This window comes from Arthrobacter sp. Soil_C_49, assembly GCF_057656635.1.
Window position 1 is genome coordinate 520,770 of sequence record NZ_JBDGJZ010000002.1, and the last position, 22,136, is coordinate 542,905.

General features: G+C 64.4%; 15 protein-coding genes. 10 read left to right on the forward strand and 5 right to left on the reverse strand.

All coding sequences use genetic code 11. From position 1 onward, the window contains the following. Window positions 1-54: 54 nt before the first annotated feature. The 4 genes from AC3A4Z_RS05790 to secA all read left to right on the forward strand — a co-directional run bounded on the left by AC3A4Z_RS05790 (window position 55) and on the right by secA (window position 5,930). Window positions 55-978, forward strand: a complete 924-nt coding sequence (locus tag AC3A4Z_RS05790) for a ComF family protein (RefSeq protein WP_498710672.1) — start codon at window positions 55-57, stop codon at window positions 976-978. 144 nt (window positions 979-1,122) lie between these two features. Beyond that, a complete protein-coding gene (hpf, locus tag AC3A4Z_RS05795) occupies window positions 1,123-1,848 on the forward strand; it encodes a ribosome hibernation-promoting factor, HPF/YfiA family (protein ID WP_493970013.1) in 726 nt (241 codons plus the stop codon). A gap of 32 nt (window positions 1,849-1,880) precedes the next feature. Continuing rightward, complete coding sequence (locus AC3A4Z_RS05800; protein ID WP_498710676.1) at window positions 1,881-3,092, forward strand: winged helix-turn-helix domain-containing protein; 1,212 nt, start codon at window positions 1,881-1,883, stop codon at window positions 3,090-3,092. Window positions 3,093-3,191: 99 nt separating this feature from the next. Beyond that, complete coding sequence (gene secA, locus AC3A4Z_RS05805) at window positions 3,192-5,930, forward strand: preprotein translocase subunit SecA (RefSeq protein ID WP_498710678.1); 2,739 nt, start codon at window positions 3,192-3,194, stop codon at window positions 5,928-5,930. Between the two features lie 132 nt (window positions 5,931-6,062). Here secA and AC3A4Z_RS05810 read toward each other — a convergent pair whose 3' ends face one another. Continuing rightward, complete coding sequence (locus AC3A4Z_RS05810; protein WP_498710680.1) at window positions 6,063-6,551, reverse strand: Rv3235 family protein; 489 nt, start codon at window positions 6,549-6,551, stop codon at window positions 6,063-6,065. Between the two features lie 49 nt (window positions 6,552-6,600). Next, on the reverse strand, window positions 6,601-7,431 hold the full coding sequence (locus AC3A4Z_RS05815) for a LysM peptidoglycan-binding domain-containing protein (RefSeq protein WP_498710682.1): 831 nt from the start codon (window positions 7,429-7,431) through the stop codon (window positions 6,601-6,603). Window positions 7,432-7,574: 143 nt separating this feature from the next. Here AC3A4Z_RS05815 and AC3A4Z_RS05820 point away from each other — a divergent pair, with 143 nt between their 5' ends. Beyond that, on the forward strand, window positions 7,575-8,141 hold the full coding sequence (locus tag AC3A4Z_RS05820) for a hypothetical protein (RefSeq protein WP_498710683.1): 567 nt from the start codon (window positions 7,575-7,577) through the stop codon (window positions 8,139-8,141). Between the two features lie 44 nt (window positions 8,142-8,185). Here the strand turns inward: AC3A4Z_RS05820 and AC3A4Z_RS05825 are convergent, their stop codons facing one another. Next, window positions 8,186-8,401: a helix-turn-helix domain-containing protein gene (locus AC3A4Z_RS05825; RefSeq protein ID WP_045729765.1), complete on the reverse strand. Its 216-nt coding sequence runs from the start codon at window positions 8,399-8,401 to the stop codon at window positions 8,186-8,188. A gap of 156 nt (window positions 8,402-8,557) precedes the next feature. On the opposite strand from AC3A4Z_RS05825, the gene AC3A4Z_RS05830 reads away from it, so the two are divergent. From AC3A4Z_RS05830 to AC3A4Z_RS05845, 4 genes are read left to right on the forward strand one after another with little or no spacing between them, the layout of a single operon-like run. Further along, a complete protein-coding gene (locus AC3A4Z_RS05830; protein WP_498710685.1) occupies window positions 8,558-9,202 on the forward strand; it encodes a hypothetical protein in 645 nt (214 codons plus the stop codon). Beyond that, window positions 9,199-10,506 (forward strand): CpaE/TadZ family protein, encoded by a 1,308-nt coding sequence (locus AC3A4Z_RS05835; protein ID WP_498710686.1) that lies wholly within the window; start codon window positions 9,199-9,201, stop codon window positions 10,504-10,506. The genes AC3A4Z_RS05830 and AC3A4Z_RS05835 overlap by 4 nt, the downstream gene beginning before the upstream one ends. Window positions 10,507-10,562: 56 nt before the next feature. After that, on the forward strand, window positions 10,563-15,416 hold the full coding sequence (locus tag AC3A4Z_RS05840; protein ID WP_498710687.1) for an NAD-glutamate dehydrogenase: 4,854 nt from the start codon (window positions 10,563-10,565) through the stop codon (window positions 15,414-15,416). 28 nt (window positions 15,417-15,444) lie between these two features. Continuing rightward, complete coding sequence (locus AC3A4Z_RS05845) at window positions 15,445-16,911, forward strand: histidine kinase N-terminal domain-containing protein (RefSeq protein WP_493970020.1); 1,467 nt, start codon at window positions 15,445-15,447, stop codon at window positions 16,909-16,911. 99 nt (window positions 16,912-17,010) lie between these two features. Here AC3A4Z_RS05845 and AC3A4Z_RS05850 read toward each other — a convergent pair whose 3' ends face one another. Then, window positions 17,011-17,259: a WhiB family transcriptional regulator gene (locus tag AC3A4Z_RS05850; protein WP_015937605.1), complete on the reverse strand. Its 249-nt coding sequence runs from the start codon at window positions 17,257-17,259 to the stop codon at window positions 17,011-17,013. 324 nt (window positions 17,260-17,583) lie between these two features. On the opposite strand from AC3A4Z_RS05850, the gene AC3A4Z_RS05855 reads away from it, so the two are divergent. Beyond that, a complete protein-coding gene (locus AC3A4Z_RS05855) occupies window positions 17,584-17,964 on the forward strand; it encodes a hypothetical protein (RefSeq protein ID WP_498710784.1) in 381 nt (126 codons plus the stop codon). A gap of 51 nt (window positions 17,965-18,015) precedes the next feature. On the opposite strand, the gene AC3A4Z_RS05860 is transcribed toward AC3A4Z_RS05855, so the two are convergent. Beyond that, the gene (locus AC3A4Z_RS05860) at window positions 18,016-22,101 is read right to left on the reverse strand and encodes an FtsK/SpoIIIE domain-containing protein (RefSeq protein ID WP_498710689.1); all 4,086 of its coding nucleotides are present in this window, start codon (window positions 22,099-22,101) and stop codon (window positions 18,016-18,018) included. Window positions 22,102-22,136 lie beyond the last annotated feature (35 nt).

Below are 22,136 nucleotides of genomic sequence, written 5' to 3' on the forward strand. Positions count from 1 at the left end.
ACATAGGGGGCCTATGGCGTGTCCCTGTGGGCAGGCCCGGCGGATGCTTGACCGGTGAGCCACAGACTGACGGTGCCGGCCGGGGCGCCAGGGAACGTCCGCATCGACCCGGACCTTGTCCCTGCCGATGAGCGGCCTGCCAGACACCGCTCTGACCACCACAGCGCGTTGCTGCGAATGATGGACCACCTGGCAGGCGCGGCCGGGGATCTCCTCGCGCTGGCGGTTCCGGTGGACTGCGTATGCTGCGGAGCCGAAGACCGGGCGCTGTGCATTCCATGCGCCCGCAACATCCGCCGGCTGACCCAGGAACCTTTTCGGGCTGAACAGGGAGCACCGGCCCTGATGGACGTCGGCGGGACGGTGCTGTTGCCGGCGGTAGCCGCAGGCGTGTACAGGGAGGAACTGGCACAGGCTCTGCTTTCTTTCAAACGGCACGGCCAGCACCAGCTCGGGAAGAGCCTGGGCCGGGCGCTCGCCGGCGCCGTCCGGGCGGGAACTGAGGGCACATCAGGCATCCTCCTGGTGCCGGTACCCACCAGCAACGCAGCTTTCCTGAAGCGTGGCTTCAGTCCGGTCCACTTGCTCCTGCGGAAGGTGTCACGCCAGCTGCCCGAACATCCCGTGGTTAACGTTTTGGAAAAGAGCGGAGGCGGTGTTCTGCAGCTGCCCGGAGGCCAGAAAGGCCTGGACCGCGGCGGCCGCGCGAGGCGCGTGCGGGGTTCCATGCGGGTCCGCCGGCGGGGGCGGAACAAGGTGGCCGGACACCCCTGCATCATTGTCGACGACGTCCTCACGACGGGTGCCACGCTCGCGGAAGCAGCCCGGGCACTGCACCTCGCGGGCGCCGTGGTGACCGGAGCCGTGGTCCTCGCCGCGACACGCCCGCCGGACTCCGCGGGCACCGGCGCCGCATCCCCTGAAGGCCGCGGGGAGGGGCATGACTTAGAAAAAAATAAACCACGAAAGGATGAATAACGGGTGGCTATGAACTAACGTCGGTGGTGGGTACCAAGAACAGAATGTACCTGTCGATGGCGGCTCGGAAAGGGGCTTGACTGTCAAACAGATCGGCCCAGCGAAGTGCTGCCGTCGTGTCACCGAAGTCATTTGGAGGGCACCATGGAGTTTATGATCAGCGGACGAAATCTGACAGTCTCAGACCGGTTCCGCGAATATGCCGGGGAGAAGATCTCAAAGATCGAGTCGTTGGGGGACAAGGTCCAGCGCGTCGATGCGAAAGTTTCAAAGGAGACCAACTCACGGCAGACCGGCGACCAGCTGACTGTGGAAGTGACAGTACTGGGCAGGGGGCCGGTGATCCGTGCCGAAGCAAGCGCCGCTGATAAATTCGCTGCCTTCGACCTCGCATACAACAAGCTGCTCGAGCGGCTCCGCCGCGCCAAGGACCGCAAGAAGGTCCACCACGGACGCCACACACCCAAAGCCGTCCGTGAAGCCACCGCTACGCTGGAACCCGCCAGCGCCCACGAACCGATTTATGTCGAGGCGAGCCACCGCAGCGAAGCTTCGCCGGCTTCCGCAGAAAAGTCTCCTTATGATGTCGACAACGACATCCCCGCCGGTGATTCCCCGGTCCTGATCCGGCGCAAAGTCTTCCCCGCCGCGTCGCTTTCACTCGACGATGCCGTGGACAACATGGAACTTGTGGGCCACGATTTCTACCTCTTCGTGGATAAGGCCACCAACACACCGTCTGTTGTGTACCGGCGCCGCGGCTGGACCTACGGGGTCATCACCCTGGACCACGAATGCGAACCGGGCGACACCGTGGTTGAAGAAAAGATCCTCGCGTACCGTTCCGACGACGCGGCAGCCAACGCCTAGGGTGGTAACCACCATCCACAGAGAGGACTGATGTGCCGACGCTGAGCCTGGACCAGGCCCGGCGGATCGCATTGGCAGCACAGGGACTCGACAAAGGACGGCCCACCGGCCCCGTAACATCACGGGCGGTGGGCCGGACCTTTGCCCGGCTCCAGCTTGTCCAGATCGATTCCGTCAATGTCCTCGCCAGGAGCCACTTCCTTCCTTTCTTCTCCCGGCTCGGGAACTACGACCGCACCATCCTCCAGCGGATGTCGGCCACCCATCCGCGGCGTATGGTGGAGTACTGGGCCCACGAAGCCAGCTACATCCGGCCCGAGCACTTCGCCGACCTCCGCTTGTGGCAGAAACGCACCTGGGTAGGCGCCCACAGCATGGATCCGGTCCTGCGCGCCACCATTTCCGCCAGGATCCTGGAAACCCTCGCCAGAGCACGGCCCCTGACTGCGGCGCAGATCGCGGACAGGATCGGCCATGTCGAGGAAAAGCAGAACAACAACTGGGGCTGGAACTGGAGCGCGGTCAAACGGGTCCTGGAGCACCTTTTCGAGGAAGGCCTTGTGTCGGCGGCATCCAGGACCGAGCAATTTGAGCGGCGGTATACGCTCACCTCGAAGGTGCTGCCGGATCTTTCGGATGCTGAGCCGGGGCAGGATGATCCGGTTCCTGCCCTGCACAGGCTTATCGACGCCGCCGCGCAAGCCCACGGCATCGGCACCCTGCGGTGTTTCGCCGATTACTTCCGGACCCCCGTCAAGGCGGCCGCGGCGTCAGTCGAGCATCTGGTGGAGTCCGGCAGGCTGGAGCCGGTGACCGTGGCGGGCTGGAACCGTGAGGTGTTCCTTCACGCCGAGGCCAGGCTGCCGCGGAGTGCGACGGGCCGCGCCCTGCTGAGTCCGTTCGATTCCCTGGTCTTTGAGCGTCGCCGGCTCGAGGAACTGTTCGGCTTCCACTACCGGATCGAGATTTACACGCCGGAACACAAAAGGAGGTACGGGTATTACGTCCTGCCCTTCCTCCTGCGCGACAGGATCGTGGCGCGGGTGGACCTCAAAGCTGACCGCGCCGCCGGGAAACTGCTGGCCCGGTCCGCCTTTGCCGAGCCTGGTGCCCCGCCGGATACCGCCGTCGAACTCGCCGCGGAGCTCAGGTTGATGGGGGACTGGCTGGGACTGCCCGGTGTGGAAGTCTGCCCGCGCGGCGATCTCGCCGGGGAACTCGCCCATGCGGTGGCAGCAGGATAGGCCGCTCTCCGCTCTGAGGGAAAACAAGTAGCGGTCCGGTGTCTCTCCCGTAGACTAAAAACGCCAGAATTCGGCGGCAAAGACTGGGAGCATCTTCACGTGGCATCACTTATCGAAAAACTTCTCCGCACGGGTGACAAAAAAACCCTCCGGCAACTGCGGAACTATGCCGATTCCATCAATGCCCTGGAAGACTCGTTCAAGACCTTCACGGATGCCGAACTCCGCGAGGAAACTGACAGGCTGCGCGAACGCCACCAGGACGGCGAGAAGCTTGACGACCTGCTTCCGGAGGCCTTTGCCGCGGTCCGGGAAGCGTCCTCACGCACGCTGGGCATGCGCCACTTCGACGTCCAGCTGATGGGCGGCGCCGCACTGCACCTGGGCAACATCGCCGAAATGAAGACCGGTGAAGGCAAAACCCTGGTGGCAACGGCTCCCGCCTACCTCAATGCGCTCACCGGCAAGGGTGTCCACGTCGTCACGGTGAACGACTACCTGGCCGAATACCAGTCAGACCTCATGGGCCGCGTTTACCGTTTCCTTGGCCTCACCAGCGGCTGCATCCTTTCGAACCAGGATCCCTCCGTCCGGCGCCAGATGTACGCCGCCGACATCACGTACGGCACCAACAACGAATTCGGCTTCGATTACCTCCGCGACAACATGGCCTGGGACAAGGCCGAGCTGGTCCAGCGCGGACACCACTTCGCCATCGTTGACGAAGTGGACTCCATCCTCATTGACGAGGCGCGCACGCCGCTCATTATTTCCGGCCCCGCCCAGGGCGACACCAATCGCTGGTACAGCGAATTCGCCAAAGTTGTCCTCAGGCTCCAGCCCGAGAAGGACTACGAAGTCGACGAAAAGAAGCGCACCGTCGGCGTCCTGGAAAGCGGCATCGAAAAGGTCGAGGACTACCTCGGAATCCAAAACCTGTACGAATCCGCCAATACACCCCTGATCGGTTTCCTCAACAACGCCATCAAGGCCAAGGAACTGTTCAAGCGGGACAAGGACTACGTCATCCTCGATGGCGAGGTCCTGATTGTCGACGAGCACACCGGCCGCATCCTCGCCGGCCGCCGGTACAACGAGGGCATGCACCAGGCCATCGAGGCCAAAGAAGGCGTTGAGATCAAAGCCGAGAACCAGACCTTGGCCACGGTGACGCTGCAGAACTACTTCCGCATGTACCACAAACTCTCGGGCATGACCGGTACCGCCGAGACCGAGGCCGCGGAATTCATGAGCACCTACAAGCTCGGAGTGGTGCCCATTCCCACCAACCGGGACATGCAGCGGATCGACCAGCCGGACCTCGTTTTCAAGAATGAAACCGTCAAGTTCGACGCCGTCGTCAAGGACATCGCCGAGCGCCACGAAAAAGGCCAGCCGGTGCTTGTGGGCACCACCAGCGTCGAGAAGAGCGAATACCTGTCACGGCTCCTCGCCAAGGAAGGCATCCGCCATGAGGTCCTGAACGCAAAGAACCACGCACGTGAAGCTGCCATCGTTGCCCAGGCCGGCCGCAAGGGTGCTGTCACCGTGGCAACCAACATGGCCGGCCGCGGTACCGACATCATGCTTGGCGGCAACGCCGAATTCACTGCGGTGGCCGAGCTGGCGAAGCGCGGGCTTGACCCGGAAGAGAATTCAGATGAATACGAGTCCGCCTGGCCTGACGCCCTGGAAGCTGCAAAGCAGTCCGTCAAGGACGAACACGAGGAAGTACTGAACCTCGGCGGCCTGTACGTGCTGGGCACTGAGCGGCACGAGTCACGCCGCATCGACAACCAGCTCCGCGGCCGTTCCGGCCGCCAGGGGGACCCGGGCGAGTCCCGGTTCTACCTGTCCCTGACTGATGACCTGATGCGCCTCTTCAACTCCGGCGCGGCCGAACGCCTGATGAACAGCTCAGTCCCGGACGACGTTGCACTGGAATCCAAGCTGGTCTCCCGCGCCATCGCGTCCGCCCAGGGCCAGGTGGAGGGCCGCAACGCCGAACAGCGCAAGAACGTCCTGAAGTACGACGACGTCCTCAACCGCCAGCGCGAGGCCATCTATGGCGATCGCCGCCGCATCCTCGAGGGTGACGACCTGCACGAGAAGGTGCAGTACTTCGTCGAGGACACCATCACGGCTCTTATTGACGCTGCGACCGCCGAGGGCAACGGGGACGACTGGGACTTCCACCAGCTCTGGACCAACCTCAAAACGCTCTACCCGGTCAGTGTCACCCCGGAGGAGATCATCGAGGAAGCCGGCGGAAAGTCCAGGCTCACTGTCGAGATGCTGAAGGAAGAGCTGCTGTCTGACGCGCGTCTGGTCTACCAGGCCAGGGAAGAGACCATTGGCTCGGAAAGCATGCGCGAGCTGGAGCGCCGGGTTGTCCTTTCAGTCATTGGGCGTAAGTGGCAGGAACACCTCTACGAGATGGACTATCTCAAGGAGGGCATCGGACTCCGTGCCATGGCCCAGCGCGACCCGCTCGTTGAGTACCAGCGTGAGGGCTTCGCCATGTTCCAGAGCATGATGGAAGCCATCCGTGAGGAAAGCGTGGGCTTCCTGTTCAACCTGGAAGTGGAAGTCACTCCCGCCCAGGACGTGGTGGTTGCCGACGCCGAGGGCGGGCACACCGAGCACGTCGAGCCCCAGGTGCGGGCCGCCGGTCTGGAAGCCCCTGCGCAGCCCGCCCAGCTGCAGTACACCGCACCCAGCGAAAGCGGCGGCACGCAGACCCGGGTGGAGACGCGGCAGTCCGGCCGCTCTGGAAACCCGGCCAAGGCAGCAGCCCAGGATGCTGCCAAGCGCCCTGGGAAAAAGAAGAAGCGGTAACCGCCCGCCGGATAGCCGGCGGAGGGATCAAAACAAGGAGCAGGGCCGGGATGCATATCCCGGCCCTGCTTCAGTTCCACGTCAGTTTCAACGCTGCTTCCGGCCGCGGCCCTCAGCCAATGACGCGGACCTTCAGCCAATGACAAGCTCAGTGACCCGCCAAACCTGCTTGCCCCGTTCCAGCCGAAGCGCAACAGCCCGGGCACGGACGTCGTCCACCACCACGGCACTGGCCTCGAAAATTCCCTCAGCCACTTCGCAAACGCGCACAGAGCGGACCGTTGAATTCCTGTGCAGCCGTGCCAGTGCGGGATTGTTCGTCCGGGCCACTTCGCGCCTGATGAGACAGGCGCGGTGCTGCAGTGCTGACAGGCACCGCGGATCAAGCCTCCGTGCCAGCTGGTGGACTGGCCGGATTCCGGCGAGAACTTCCATGGCTGCCTGCACCGTGCCCCGGGCGATCGCGCGGACCTCGGAAAGCTCATCAACGGGCCGCAATCCCACCGGAGTTCCGGCCTGGGTTGGCGCGGATCCGGAGGCGGGACCCGGCCGGACTTGCGGGGGCGGGTTCCCTGCCATTCCAGGTCGCTGGCCAGCCCTGATCGGTGTCACTGCAGTCATTGCTTTCCCCTTAATTAGCGGCCGGGATAGTTGGACGCCCGGCCCGTAGTTATGCCGCGGAGGGCGGCTGAAGGATTTGTCCCGGAAGCAGCACATCCGGGTTTTGGCCGATGACGGACCGGTTGGCCTCGTACCACCGGGGCCACGCCAAGGCGATGTCAACATCCGTCGCTTCCGGCCCCAAGGCAAACGCGGCGATGTCCCACAACGTGTCTCCGGCAAGGACCGTGACAGCCCTGGCTTCCGTTTCTGCGTCCCCGATGCTGCGCACCCCGGGAGCCGTCAGCAGTCCTGGACTGACGATCGGGGCGGCCGGCTGCCAGCCCGGCTCAAGCCTGGAGGGAGGAGGCACGTTGTCCTTCTCAGCTTCTTCAATCGGCGGATGAGCGATCACCCAATCGGCTCCGTCACCGGGGGTGCTGAAAGCCGATGAGTCGATGGCGTTTCCCGGGTCCGCCGGAGCGGAGGAAACCTGGTCATGGGTGGGAGCCCACTGCGGACCCGGAACTGTCGTATCCGCGTGGGCGGCAGGGCCAGCCACCAGCTGGACAGACAGGGCAGCAAGCACAAGCCGCCGCATAAAGGCCGGCGACAGCCTCCGCGTTACTGCTGCAGCCCGAAGGTTTCCCATCCGGTCCAGGAGTGTGGTCGCTGTGGCCAGGAGCAGGGAGACAGTCCACCAGCCCACCAGAAGGGCGCCGCTGATTGCTGCCGCCGCTCCGAGCAGGTCCTCCGCTTCCGGTCCCTGGCGGTGTTGCGAGGACTGCTGCCATTGTTCAAGCAGGCCGGCACCAACTACGTACAGCAGCACACCCAGCAGCAGGATTGCTGCCGCACACATGGCGTCGGTCCACGGTTGCGGTCCAGCTTCTTTCGCCATCGGATGCTCCTATTGGATGTACTTTGATGTTGTTTGATGCAACTTGCTTCAGTTTGCCCCCACTATTCCTCCTTTGTCCAGACGTTGGAGAGAAAAAGATGAGGGCCGTTGACCCCTGGGCGGCAGGACCCTACGCTGGCCGAATGCGCTGGGATGCACTCTTTAATGACCTGGAAAGCCAATTCACCGAAGTGGACCGGCTGGCTCTTGACGCCGAAATCAACGAACGGGCCAGGGTGGAAATGGTTGGCCTGGAACTCGCTGACCGGTTACGTGCAGTGTTGGGCTGCCGGCTTACCGTCTTCCTGGCGTCAGGGGAATCATTTTCAGGAACGCTGATGTACGCAGGCGCAGATGCATTGGTTCTGAACGAAGAACAGCACCAGGTTCTAGTGCCGTATGCAGCGGCGGCACGATATGTGGGATTGGGAAGGCTCTCAGCGATGGAGACGTCGCCGGTCCGGAGCAGGTTGGGGCTGTCCCATGCCCTGCGCAGCATGGCACGTGACCGGGCGGACCTCTCAGTCCTTGTCGGGGGTGCTTCGGGGTCGGTGCGGCTGGCAGGGGTAATCGATCGTGTTGGAAAGGATCATCTTGACCTTGCCGTCCTTCCTCCCGGGGAGGCGCGGCGCAGCCACAAGGTCAGCCAGGTTGCCACTATTCCCTTTAGTGCCTTGGGGGCCATCAGCTCACTCCGCTCAGTCGAGTGAGCTATGCAGGTTGCCGTCCCGGCGGAACAGGCCTGCGATAGGAGTCACACTGACTTGGACTTGGACTCCTGAATCATCCGGCTTGCTTCGGCATAGCGTTCCTCAATGTATTGCTCAAGCATCTTTTCCTCGACGCGCCACTGGCCTCTCCCGCCCACCTGGATGGCCTTGAGCTCACCGCTGCGCACGAGGGCGTAAGCAGCCGGGGAATTGATCTGAAGCTGTTCCGCGACATCTGCGAGCGTAAGAAACCTGGGCATGCATTCATTTTGCCACTGTTGGGTGTTCTTTGCTGGCGTTATCCACAATTTGACCTTGTTTGGAATTATTGCTTTTGTTCCCGGGCGCCTGCCGCAACAATGGGGAGTCCGGGGTACATTGTGCAGTCCCGGTGCACATCGGGGGGAGAAAAAGTAATGGTTCCTGAGTCATCTGCCACGGCGGCCAGGTTGAAAAGACCTTCCTGGAAGGATCCCCGCCTGTTGGTAGGTGTCCTCCTGGTGCTGGCATCCGTGGCCGGCGTCGTTTTCCTGGTGGGGAGCGCAGACCGGACCACAGAGGTCTATGCTGCCCGGGACGGCATCTCCGTGGGTGAAAAGCTCACGTCTGAGAACGTAGTGCGGGCCAAGGTCAGGCTGGGTGAGGTGGAGTCCCAGTACATTACGGCCGAGTCGGGGCTGCCGGACGGCGTTGTGGCCGTACAAAGAATCGGCAAGGACCAGCTGGTGCCCAAGGCCAGCCTGGGCGCGGTGGACGAGCTTGACCGCAAGCCTGTTGCCCTGGCCATCGAGGAAGCGCTGCCTGCCCAGGCGGTCCCGGGCGCCAGGGTTGATGTCTGGGTGGCCCAGCCTGACGCACGTAATGGATTCAGCGAACCGAAACTTCTGCTGCCCGGCGCTGAGATTGCCGAGGTCACCGAAGGTACAACTGCGCTGGGGTCGTCCCGTACCACCGTGCTGATGGTGCTCGTCGAGGACGCGCAGATGCCTGCCCTGCTCGGTGCGCAGGCCAATGAAGCGAAGATCTCCGTGGTCTGGAATCCGGGGGGCGGCACTCGATGAGCATTCCCGTCGTCACCGTTGGCCAGAGCCGCGAGGACCTGGTCGGCGGGCTGGAACGCCTGCATGGGCCCGTGACAGTAGTACGGAGATGTACGGAACTTACCGAGCTGCTGGCAGCTTGCCAGAGCGGACTCGCGCGGGCTGCGGTAGTGGCGGACGGCTCCGAGGATCTGACCGCGTCCCTCGTCGACCGCCTCGGGGCTGTGGGTGTAGCCGTCATCGCACTGACCGACTCTGCCGAGGAAGCCGCCAGGCTGCGGGGAATAGGGGTGGCTTCAGCCCTCACCGGGGTTGAATCGGCGGTGCTCTCGGACAGGATTGCCGAGGCGGTGGCACTGCTCACCGGGGGCGGACCCCGCGGAGCCCACCGGAGTTCTCCGGCCGATCCCGGGGCGGCCCTCACCCCCATTGAAGTGGAATCTGCGAATAGTCCTGACGAGCGGGGTCCCGGGCAGATCATCGCGGTCTGGGGACCGGCAGGATCACCGGGCCGGACAACCGTTGCGGCGAATATTGCCGGGGAACTGGCCGCAGAAGGCAAAAGCGTCCTCCTTGTGGATGCGGACAGTTATGGGGCGAGCATTGCCGCGGTGCTGGGCCTGATGGATGAATCCGCGGGCCTCGCCCAGGCCTGCAGGCTTGCGGACCAGGGCCTGCTGGACACTGCCGCCTTGAAGAGGGTGGCGAGTCCGGTTGCCACAAAACTCGGTTCTTTCCGCGTACTCACCGGTATCACGCGCGCCGATCGCTGGACCGAACTGCGGGCACCGGCCCTTGCCTTGGTGCTTGAACGTGCACGCCAGATTGCCGAGGTTGTTGTGGTGGACACCGGTTTCTGCTTGGAGGCTGACGAGGAACTGAGTTTTGACACGATGGCTCCGCGGCGCAATGCAGCCACCCTTCGTTCGCTGGAGCTGGCCGACACTGTCTACGCGGTGGGAGCCGCCGACCCCGTGGGAGTGCCCCGCCTTGTCCGCGGCCTCGCAGAGCTTGAGGCCGCAGTGCCGCAGGCCGCGCCAGTCGTGGTCATGAACAAAGTCCGCTCGTCCTCCGTGGGCCGGGGCCCGGAGCGCCAACTGCAGGATGCCTGGGCACGGTACGGCCCGGCGTCGGAACTCAAAGCCTTCCTGCCGGACGACGCAGCGGCGGCGGACGCGGCGCTGCTCGGAGGCTCCCTGCTGCTGGAGGCTGCCCCGGAGTCTCCGCTTCGCCGCGCCATCGCCAGCCTCGTTTGTGCACCTGCCCAGCAAAAATTGAAAACCTCTGTATTTTCTTCCACAGCAAGGCGGAAACTAAAAGACTAGGCTCGCCGTAAGAGCTGCAACGATGCAGCGAAGACTTGTGATGGAGGCGTTTGTCGATGTCGTCTGGATCCAGCGTGGAGGATCAGCCCCTTTCCATTGAGGGCCATGAAGGCTTTCTCGGGGACTACTATGAGCACCTGGCCGAAGAGGACGCCCGGAGTTACACCGGGGACGTGCTGACCGCCCGGGCGGAAAGGCACCGCAGCGCCGCTTCCGTCCGGAAACCCGGTCAGGCGAACATCTCCATCGAAGATGAGGAAGACAGCAGCGTGGTCTTCGTTGTCACCGACGACATGCCCTTCCTCGTCGATTCAGTCAACGCAGAGCTGGTCCGCCAGCACGCGGCCATCAGGCTGGTGGTCCACCCCCTGTTCGTAGCCGCCCGCAACAGGGAAACCGGCGCGCTGGTGAAGGTTAATAAGGTTCCCTCCCATATCGGCATCTCCAGCGGTGACACCGCTGCCATGCCCAGCCTGTCCCACCTCATCGCCCAGGGTGAAAACGCCTCGTACATGGAGTCGTGGATTGCCGTCGAGATCAACCGTGTCTCCGATGAAGCGAAGGACTCGCTGCTGGAAGGCCTGCGCCGGGTTCTCAACGATGTCCGGGCGGCGGTCGAAGACTGGCCCAAGATGCGCCAGAAGGCGATCGAAATTGCCGAGAATTTGGACAAGGTGGCCAACCCTGCCCAGATTGCCGAGCTGCGCCAGGCGAAGGACCTCCTGCACTGGCTCGACGACGGCAACTTCACTTTCCTGGGCTACCGGGAATACGACCTGCTCAATGTTGACGGGGAAGACGTCCTGGAACTGCGCGAAGACAGCGGCCTGGGACTGCTGCGCGCAGCCGCGGATTCACCCCATATCCAGCACCTGACGGACACCGGCAGGAAGAAAGCCCGCGAAAAGCGTGCCCTTGTCATCACGAAGGCCAACTCGCGGTCCACCGTCCACCGTTCCGCATACCTCGACTACATCGGCATCAAGAGTTTCGATGCGGCGGGCAACGTCAACGGTGAGCAGCGCTTTATCGGCCTTTTCGCCACCAGCGCCTACACCGGCTCCGTCCGCAACATCCCCATCGTCCGCGAAAAGGTCGACGCCGTCCTGAACAGCGCCGGCTTCCCGCCGGACTCGCACTCGGGCAAAGACCTCCTGGGCATCCTGGAAACCTATCCCCGGGACGAACTCTTCCAGATCGAGGTCCCGGACCTCGCCGCCACGGCCCTGGGCATCCAGAAACTGCAGGAGCGCCGGCGCACCCGGCTTTTCCTGCGGCCCGATATTTACGGACGCTTTATGTCCGCTGTGGTCTACCTTCCCAGGGACAGATACACCACGAATGTCCGGCTCCGCATCGAGCAGGAACTGCGCGAAACCTTCCAGGCCGTGTCCATCGACTACGAGGCGCGGATGACGGAATCTGCCCTCGCCAGGCTCTTCTTCCGCATCCGCCTGCCCAAGGGCGCCGACGTCAGCCATGTGAACACAGAGGAACTGGAAAAACGGCTCGTGTTGGCCGCCCGCTCCTGGAGTGAGGGCATCGCCGAAGTTTTGCGCGAAGGCCGGGACGTCGCTGAGGCCAAGGAGCTTGCAGCCATCTGGTCCGAAGCCTTCCCGGCAAGTTACCGGGTGGACTATGAAGTTGAGGACGCCCTTGAAGACATCGCCCGCTTCGAAAAATATGGTGCAGCCGCGGAACGGACGGCAGGAGCGAAGCAGGAACGCCCCGGCGTTCACGTCTACCTGCCCGAAGGTGCGGGGGCGACGCTGGAGGAGGACGCCCGGGTCAAGCTCTACATGCTTGAGCCAAAGAGCCTGAGCCAGATCCTGCCCTTCTTCCACAACCTTGGCCTGGAGGTGCTCGACGAGCGCCCGTTCGAGATCGAGACGGCGGACCGCCGCGACTTCTTCCTCTATGACCTCGGCCTGAAGTACCCGGCGGGGGTTGACCCCCTGGCCACCAACGAGCTGCTGGCCGATTCGTTCGGTGCCGCCGTGACCGGCGCTGCCGAGTCCGACGCTTTTGACAGGCTGGTCCTCCGGGAGGGACTGCAGTGGCGCCAGATCACGGTGCTGCGCGCCTACGCCCGGTACATGCGCCAGATGGGCAACACCAATTCCTTCGGCTTTATGGCGGACACGCTGCTCGCGAACCCGGACGTGACCAGGGGCCTCAGCGCTCTGTTCGCCGCCCGCTTCGATCCATCGCTGAGCGAGGACCAGCGGGCTGAGGCCCAGGCATCGGTGCGTGCAGAACTGGCCGAGGCCATCGAAAAAGTGGCCACCCTGGATGCGGACCGCGTCCTGCGGACCTTCCTCAACCTGATCGAATCAACACTCCGGACCAACTTCTACCAGTACAAGCCGCACCTGAGCTTCAAGCTGGATCCGGCACAGATCAAGGGGCTGCCCTTCCCGCGCCCCATGTTCGAAATCTGGGTCTACGCCCCCCGCGTCGAGGGCGTCCATCTCCGGTTCGGCAAGGTTGCCCGCGGCGGCCTGCGCTGGTCCGACCGGCGTGAAGATTTCCGCACCGAAGTCCTGGGCCTGGTGAAGGCCCAGACGGTGAAGAACGCGGTCATCGTGCCCACCGGTGCCAAGGGCGGTTTCTTCGCCAAGCAGCTCCCGGATCCCTCAGTGGACCGCTCCGCCTGGATGGCCGAAGGCATCGAAAGCTACAAGACGTTCATCCGTGGCCTGCTCGACCTCACCGACAACCTCCTGACGGAGGGCGGCCGCGAGCGGCTCGTCCCGCCGTCGGACGTTGTACGTCACGACGGCGACGATTCCTACCTCGTGGTGGCGGCCGACAAGGGAACCGCAACCTTCTCGGACATCGCCAACGGGCTGGCCGCCGAATACGGGTTCTGGCTCGGGGATGCGTTTGCATCCGGCGGATCGGTGGGATACGACCACAAGGCCATGGGCATCACCGCCCGGGGCGCCTGGGAATCTGTGAAGCGCCACTTCAGCGAGCTTGACCTGGACACGCAGACGCAGCCGTTCAGCGTGGTGGGGGTGGGGGACATGTCCGGCGACGTGTTCGGCAACGGCATGCTCCTTTCCCGCCATATCCGGCTGGTTGCGGCCTTTGACCACCGCCACGTCTTCCTCGACCCCAACCCGGACGAGGAGACCTCGTTTGTGGAGCGGCAGCGGTTGTTCGAACTGCCCAGGTCTTCGTGGGACGACTACAACAAGTCCCTCATCAGCGAAGGCGGCGGCGTGTTCCCGCGCCAGGCGAAGTCGATTCCGGTGTCGGCCCAGGTCCGGTCTGCCCTGGGACTGCCGGCGGACACCACCGAACTCAGCCCGCCCGAACTCCTCCGCGCCATCCTGCTGGCGCCTGCGGACCTGCTGTACAACGGCGGCATCGGAACCTACGTCAAGGCGAGCACTGAAACCAACGCCTCAGTGGGTGACAAGGCCAACGATGCGATCCGGGTGGACGGAAAGGACCTGCGCGTCAAGGTCGTGGGCGAAGGCGGAAACCTTGGCATGACGCAGCGTGGCCGAATTGAGGCTGCATTGCAGGGAGTCATCCTTAACACGGATGCCATCGATAACTCTGCCGGCGTCGACTGCTCGGACCATGAGGTCAATATCAAGATCTTCGTGGACCGGATGGTGGCTGCCGGAAAGCTGTCCGCCGAAGAGCGCCCCGGTTTCCTTGCCTCGATGACCGACGAGGTGGGCCGCCTCGTCCTTGAGGACAACATCGACCAGAACATCCTGCTGCTGAACGACCGTACCCGGGTGGCCGAGTGGAGCCCGAGCTACGAACGCCTGATGGACTGGCTGGAGAAGAAGGCTGACCTGAACCGGGAGCTTGAGGCGCTGCCCACCACGGCGGAGCTGCAGGAACGGCTGCAGCAGGGCCAGGGCCTGACCTCGCCGGAGCTGTCGGTGCTGGCCGCCTACGCCAAGATTGAACTGGCCTCCGCGCTGCGGGACAGCGACCTCGCTGACGACCCGTGGTTCCGGAAGACGCTGCGCGCCTACTTCCCGGAGCAGCTGCGCGATCGCTTCGACGCGGAGCTGGACACACATCCGCTGCGCCGCGAAATCATCGCCACGGTGGTGGCGAACGACATGATCAACCTTGGTGGTATCACCTTCGCCTTCCGGACTATGGAAGAGACCTCGGCCTCGGAAGTTGCTGTGGCGAAGGCCTTCGTCGCCCTGCGCGAGGTTTACGAGCTGGACGCGATGGTCGAGGAACTGAACAGCCTGCCGGCGTCGTTCCCCACTGAGCACTGGAGCACGGTCCACCTGGACATCAGGCGGCTGCTTGACCGGGCCGTCCGGTGGCTGCTGGGACAGGGCAGCGTGAACCAGCCCATTGCCGACGTTGTGGAGGAATTCAAGCCCCTCGTCGACCCGATGCGGGCCCGCCTGCTGGACTACCTGCGCGGCGACGACCGGGACAGGGTAGCTGGCTGGCTTGAGACGGCGCGCGAGTGGGAGCTTCCCGAAGGGCTGGCCCTGCGGTGGGCGGAGCTCTTCGAGAGCTTTGTCCTGCTGGACATCGCGAAGATCGCGCGGGCGCGCAAGAATCCGGTGGAGGAGATCGCGGCGGTCTATTACACCGTTTTCAACCGGTTCCACGCGGATTCGCTTCTGGAGCGGATCAGCAGCCTGCCGCGGCAGGACCGGTGGCAGGCCCTGGCCAGGGCGGCCTTGCGCGATGACCTGTACTCCACAGTTTCGGACATGACGACGGCGGTGCTGGACGCCACCGCGGCCGGCGACTCACCGGAGGCGCGGCTCAAGGACTGGGAAGCGCAGAACGCGGAGCAGCTCGGCCGGGCGAAGAGCATGTTCGATGAGGTCAATGCCCTCGAGGCCGACGATATGGCTTCACTGTCGGTAGCATTGAGGCTCTTGAGGTCAATCGTCCGACGCTAGCCTGTGCTGCGTCGCAAATGGAGGTGCAGTGGCAATCTTTACGGACCCTATCAGGGAACACGCTGATTTCGGGCCGGGCGATGCCGAATGGCTGCACCTCCTGGTGGGGGACTGGCAGATGGTCGCGGACCTGGCGTTCGCGGACCTGGCGCTGTGGTTCCCCCACCCTGACCACGGGTATGTGGCGCTGGCGCACGTCCGGCCATCCACCACACATACCGTGTTCCACGGTGACTTCGTGGGCGAACCCATCCGCTCGGACCTCCAGCCGCTGGTGGACAAGGCCTGGAACAGCCGCTCCATCGAACGCTCCAGTGAAACCAACTGGAGCAGCGAGATGGCGCTCCGCGTTGAGGCTGTGCCCATGGTCCGGAACGGGCGCACCCTGGCCGTTGTCACCACGCACATGGACCTGTCGAGTTCGCGCATGCCTTCGCGGCTGGAACTGACGTACCGGCAGTGCGCTTACGACCTGCTGCGGATGGGCACCCTGGGGCTTTGGCCGGACTTCGCGTCACCCACGGGTTCCCGCCGCGGTGCTCCCCGTGTGGGTGACGGGCTCATCAGGCTGGACGCCGAGGGTGTGGTGCAGTACGCGAGCCCCAACGGTGTGTCTGCTTTCCGCCGCCTTGGGGACGGGGAATCGCTGGAGGGACGCTCGCTGGCCGAGGTCACTGCCAGCCTGCTGAAGGACCGCCGGATGGTGGACGAAACCCTGCCCCTGGTAGTCACCGGGCGGATGCCGTGGCGCAGTGAGATCGAGTCCCGCGGCGTGAGCCTGTCACTGCGGGCAATTCCACTGCGTGATGAGCAGCAGCGCTTCGGCGCGCTGGTCCTCTGCCGCGACGTGTCCGAACTCCGGCGGCGCGAGATGGAACTCGTGACCAAGGATGCCACGATCCGCGAGATCCACCACCGCGTCAAAAACAACCTGCAGACCGTCGCCGCACTGCTGCGGATGCAGTCCCGCCGGATGGTGAGCGACGAAGCAAAACAGGGGCTCGAGCAGGCGATGCGCCGGGTGGCAACCATTGCGCTGGTTCACGAGACCCTGTCCCAGGGCCTCACTCAGAGCGTGGACTTTGACGAACTGATCGGGCGGCAGTTCCGGCTTTCCGCTGAAGTGGCTTCACCGTCGCAGCAGGTCCGGACCGAGCGTTCCGGCCTGTTCGGAGAGTTGCCGAGTGATTTTGCCACTCCGCTGGCGCTGGTGATCAATGAACTGGTCACCAATGCTGTGGAGCACGGCCTGGAAGGGCGGGCGGGAACAGTCTGGCTGCTTGCCGACCGGTCCGAAGGGGACGACGGCGAGGAGCTCACCGTGACGATTGCCGACGACGGGGTGGGCCTTCCTGACACACCCCACGTGGAGGGTCTTGGCCTGCAGATCGTACGCACGCTGGTCACCAGCGAGTTGGGCGGGAGCATCCAATGGCTTCCACGTGAAGGTGGCGGCACTGCCGTCCAGATCCGGTTGATCCTGCCGGCCAAATAGCGGTCCACAACAAGAAGGCCCTGGCGGCAAACCTTGCGGGTTGCGGCCAGGGCCTTCTCTTATAGCTCTATTCAGCCGGCAGTGCTGTTCCTGTACGAATCAGGAGGCCCGGCGGGCGCGGGCTGCCCGGCGCTTCAGGGCGCGGCGCTCGTCTTCGCTCATGCCGCCCCATACGCCGGCGTCCTGGCCCGACTCGAGAGCCCACTGCAGGCATGTGTCCACTACCGGACACCGGCGGCAGACGCTTTTGGCTTCCTCGATCTGCAGGAGTGCCGGGCCCGTGTTTCCAACGGGGAAAAACAGTTCCGGGTCCTTTTCGAGGCACGCTGCGCGGTTACGCCAATCCATGCTGATCAGTTGCTCCATTTCTGGGAAGTGCCCTTTGTGAAATTATTCACTAGTAGCTACAAAGGAAAGGGGCCCGGCAGGGCCCCGTTGGTCATCTGAGTCAAGCCTGTCATGTTAACGCTGTGTAAACAAGGGGTAATAAGGCTTGAAATCCCCGGAACGCTGAGCGATGCATCACAGTGGTGGTACTGGGCCTCACCACTGTCCGACTATGTCCGGTAGGGTGCCAGTGTGTCAAGACCTCCGGAAAACCCTGCAGACCCGCGGACTCCATCACAGGGGCCAGGGCCGGAGCAGCCCGCTGGCCCGCCCCGCCCGCGTTCCGTGCTCATCGTGGCGCTGATTGTCGCCGCTGAGGCAACCGCCCTGCTCGCCGCGGCCGCGTGGTACGGCTACGAGCTGGCGTCCGGCAGCCCCGTGCTTTCTTTCTGGGGCGCCGTGTTCACGCTTGGGCTGCTGCTGGCATTCTCGGCGTGGCTGTACGCGGTTTCGGTTTTCCTCTACCGGGGCTACCGCTGGACCAGGGCCGCGGCCCTGGTGGCCCAGTTGTTCGTTCTGACCATCGGCTTCCCCACAATGAGTGCCGGCCTTCCGCTGGCCGGGCTGGCGATGCTGGTTCCCGCGGTCACCGCCATTGTGCTGTTGTTCCAGAACAAGCTCATCAAGTTCGCTTCCCGGACGGGCAGTTCGACGCCGGCCCTCTGAGCGGCTTTTTCCGCACTTTTGGTACGGGCCTGGTGTGCCGGCGACAGTACTTTATGGGTCGTCGGCGCCCGCCCAGCCCACTTGGATGCTCGATGCCCCGCCGCGGAAGGTCCGTACCCCTCTGCCAGGTGGCGGGTTGGCCTCCACTTCGAACCTGATGCCAAAGATATCGCCATCCTGCAGTGAACGTGGTGCCAGGAGCACTCCCGTGCCGGACATGCGGGACTTCATCACCAGCGGCAGGCGCTGCAGGAGCAGCGGGCTGTAGTTGGCCGTCAGCACCACCGCGCAGCCCAGCGCGTTCAACTGCGACACGTGCTCGAGGGTTTCCGCGGGCAGGAGATCGGCATCGTCCACCAGCGCCACCGTCCCCCGTTGAAGCCCGCCCACCGCTGCAGTTGCCAGGGATTGCTGCCAGAAGTAAGCGGTGTCGCTGCCGTCTCCGGACCAGAGCCATGGGCCGCCTGCCGGATTCATCAGCGGCAAAGCCCGCAGGAAATTGGTTTTCCCGGAGCCGGACCCGCCCAGGACTGTGAGCACGCCCCCGGCCTGCAGGCTGATGCCCGCCGGCTCGAGTTCATCCCCGCCAACGCCAATCAGCAGGTGTTGGCCCTTGTTTGACCCGCTGGCTCCCGCGGATCTGGGCTCCCTTGGAGATTCGAGGGAACCGGCCGCAGTGCTCGTGGTGGTCGATCTGATCCTGGTTGCCGGAACCAGCGCCGGAAGTGGTTCGATGCGGAAGGGACTTTCTGTGGGCGCCTTTGCTGGGACGGGTCCGGGGTTGAACGAGGTTTGAGGGTCCGGGGTGTACAACTGGCAAATGGCGGGGCCGCCGCCGGCGACGGGGCCGAAAGCCACGGCTCGTCCCTTGACAGATGCTGTTGCCGGCATCCGGGGCCACGCTATGCGGCTGTCCGGGTTAGACCCGGCCGGGAAGTAGAGCCGGTTCGGCAGCGCAGCGAACGTCCGGGAACTGACAAGTTCCCTGTCACCCTGAACTATCACCACAATGCCGGCCCGATTGCCGTCACGGACAAGGTCCTGGACGAGGTCTTCGGCCCAGGCGAGGGGTCCTGCCCGCAGCGCCGACATCCACGTTCCCCACCCGGATACAGCGAGTACCAGCGGCACTTTGCTGTTCGGGCCACCGTTACTCAGCCGACGGGCCATCTCCAGTTTCAGGCGCTCCAGCACCCGGACAGCCCGCCTCAGTTCATGCGGGCCCACGTGCGCTCCGATTCGTCCGGAGGCTGCCTGGCCAAGGAAAGTGCCTCCCGCGTCCAGCAGGTAGCCGTGTGCTTCCACCGGGTGGTGAACCAGCCGGGTGACGGTGAGTTCAAGAGCTTCCAGCGCGCCGGACGACGGACCACCGATGAGTGCCAGGTGGCTGTGCCCCGCAGGCTTCCATTCCAAGGGAACCACCTCCTGCTGTTCGGGCAGATCCATCAGCCCGAGTTCCATCAGCCATTCCTTCCTGGTTCCTGGGTGGACTGCCGACGCAGTTCCTTCTTGGACCGGCAGGTTCGAAGGCAGGGGAGCGGCCACCGGCAAGCGGGGTGCCGGTCCCTTGCGGGCGTCCCAGAGATCCTGCACCATCGCCACCAGGGGATGGGCAGCCTGGGCGGGTGTTTGCTGCCCGACCTGCCGGTGCCCATCGTCTTCACCGCCTGCACCTCTGGTTCTGTTTGGCGTAAGGCAGTCGACGGCGAGTTGTACTGTCACGCTCTCCGCCTGCCCGGCTCCGGCAGGGGAAAGCTGGATCGCCGCGGCTTGGAACTCCTGCGGAGCTTCAGTACCCCGCGCCAGAAAGGCCCGTCCCGGAGTGCCCACGCTGATGCCGGCTGCGTCCTTAGTGTTGATGATGTCGCGGGACTCCATGTCCGATTGCACCCTGAGGGCAATGCTGGAGGTGACGTTGGCCCGGATATCGGCCGTGACGGCCCCCTGCGGGCGCTGAGTGGCCATGACCAGGTGGATCCCCAGCGAGCGGCCGATGGCTGCGATCCGCATCAGTTCCCGGAGCGCTTCAGGTGCTTCATCAACGAGCATCCGAAACTCATCGATGACGATGACCAGATGGGGGAGCGTGAAGCTGAGGGATGCCCCGGTGGAGCGATATGCGTTCAGATCCGGCACACGGGCGGCAGCCAGCGCTTCCTCGCGCAACCTGATCTCCGCCCTCAGCGAGGCCAGGGTCCGTTCGAGTTCGTACGTGGACAGATCCGTCAGCAGGCCGACGCAGTGGACGAGTTTGGTCAAGGGGCCCAGCCCGGACCCGCCCTTGAAGTCAATGAAGAGGAAGTTCACCCGGTCGGGCGGGTGGGTGAGGGCCAGCGCCAGGGTGAGGGTGCGGAGCAGTTCTGATTTGCCCGATCCTGTGGTGCCCGCTACCAGCAGATGGGGGCCGTCTGCGTTGAGGTCAAGGGTCTGCGTTCCGGCTCCACAGGCCCCCAGGGGAACATCCAGCGCGGAGGTATCGGCGCTCGCATTCCACCGGGCGGCAGTGCTGTCCGGTGTGAGCGGCATCAGGTCCCGAAGTGAGCAGGAGCCTGGGACAGTCCTAAGTCCTTTGTCCGGCAAGCCGGGTGGTCCGGCAAGCCTTCTGCAGAAGTCGGTGAACACCTCCGCGGGGGCCAGATCCGGGACGAAAACAAGGTCGCTTGTCGTGCTCCGAAGGATGGATGCCCTCTCGGCAAGCTGCACTGCGGAGGCGCTGGCATTCCCGCTGGCAGCCGGGGCGAACTGAAGGACCTGCCAGGCAAAATCCGCCCCCGTAGCCGACGTCGCGTCGTCGTCTTCTGCCTTCGAGGCTCCCAGCAGGATGAGGACGCCGCGGTGATGTGCGGGGCCAAAGCCCTCGCGCAGAATCTCCCGTGCCCTGCCGTGGGAGGTGGTGAGAGTTGTCCCCGGCAGATACCGTGCCGCCAGAGGAAGACGGGCTGCTTCGCCCACGATGAGGATACGGGTGCTGCGGCCCCTGGGGTAGCCGGCCAGCTGCATCACGAGGGAACGGGCCAGGCCGTCCGCCACGGCTGCCGGACCACTGAACGTTGTCCTGGGGATGCCAGGATCCAATGCGACGGGCACGGTGCCGGCGGACGGAATACTGACGGACGGGGATGCCGGCTCAACTTTCACGTTCGCCGGTTGGGGGGTTTCCCCGAGCCGGAGCCAAACGCCGCTCCCTTCGTCGTCGGCGTCGAAGTCCACCTCCGGTTGGCCCCCTGGTTTCCGGCTGCCTTGGTTCTGGCGCGCGGCCAATACCAGGCGCGCCAGCGACGGGCCGGCCCGCCGTCGCCGTTCCCGGTCTTCGTCCACGGCGGCTGCAACAGCTTTGGCAAGGTCGTGGCGCTGGCGCCGCCCGGTGGCCAGGGGCACCAGGACGGAGACGGCCGAGGCAGCTGAGAAGGCGAGGAACATCCACATCCCTGTTACAAAGGCAAGTCCCACCCCGATCAGCAGCGGAAGGACCGCCGCCAGGATGAGCATGGCCCGGTTGCCTGTCTCCGTCCGGCCGGCGACCTCGATGGGCTGACGCGTCGATTTCCCGGCGTCGGAAAGTGCACGTTCGGGCAGATCCATCAGAACCAGCGACATCGTTGTGTTCCCGCAGCGGATAACCGAGTCCGTGGAGACAACTGCATTCCGGACGCGCTCGCCGTCGACGTGAATGCCGTTGACGCTGTCCAGGTCGATGATCATGATGTTTGTGTCAGTAACATCGAGGCGGGCATGTTCCCGCGAGAGCTCCGGGTCGGGGATGACAATTCGGGTACCACTCCGGCCTATGGAGTACGAGCCGCGGCGTAACGGCACGACAGTGCCTGCGCCGACACCGCTGTGGACGGCAAGGGCGAGGCGGGCATCATCGGCGGGCGCCCGCCGTCGTAATTTGCGTTCGCCCGGCAGGGAGGCGGCTTCCATCAGAACTGCGCCGTTAACTAAAGGTGGATCACCCACGCTGAGGGAGTGAAGGTCCTTGCCGCTGACTGAGACGCCTCCGGCAGCGAACTGGCGCGTCAGTTGCCTTTGAATGTGGGCGCCGGGGGTGCCTTCGGGAGCCTCGATGGTGAGTTCCAGTGGTTCGTCCGGCAGCCCGGCCCCTGGACAGTGGACGAGGGTGCAATGGAATTTCATGGGTACAGATCCTTACGGCCTTTGAATCCACGCTA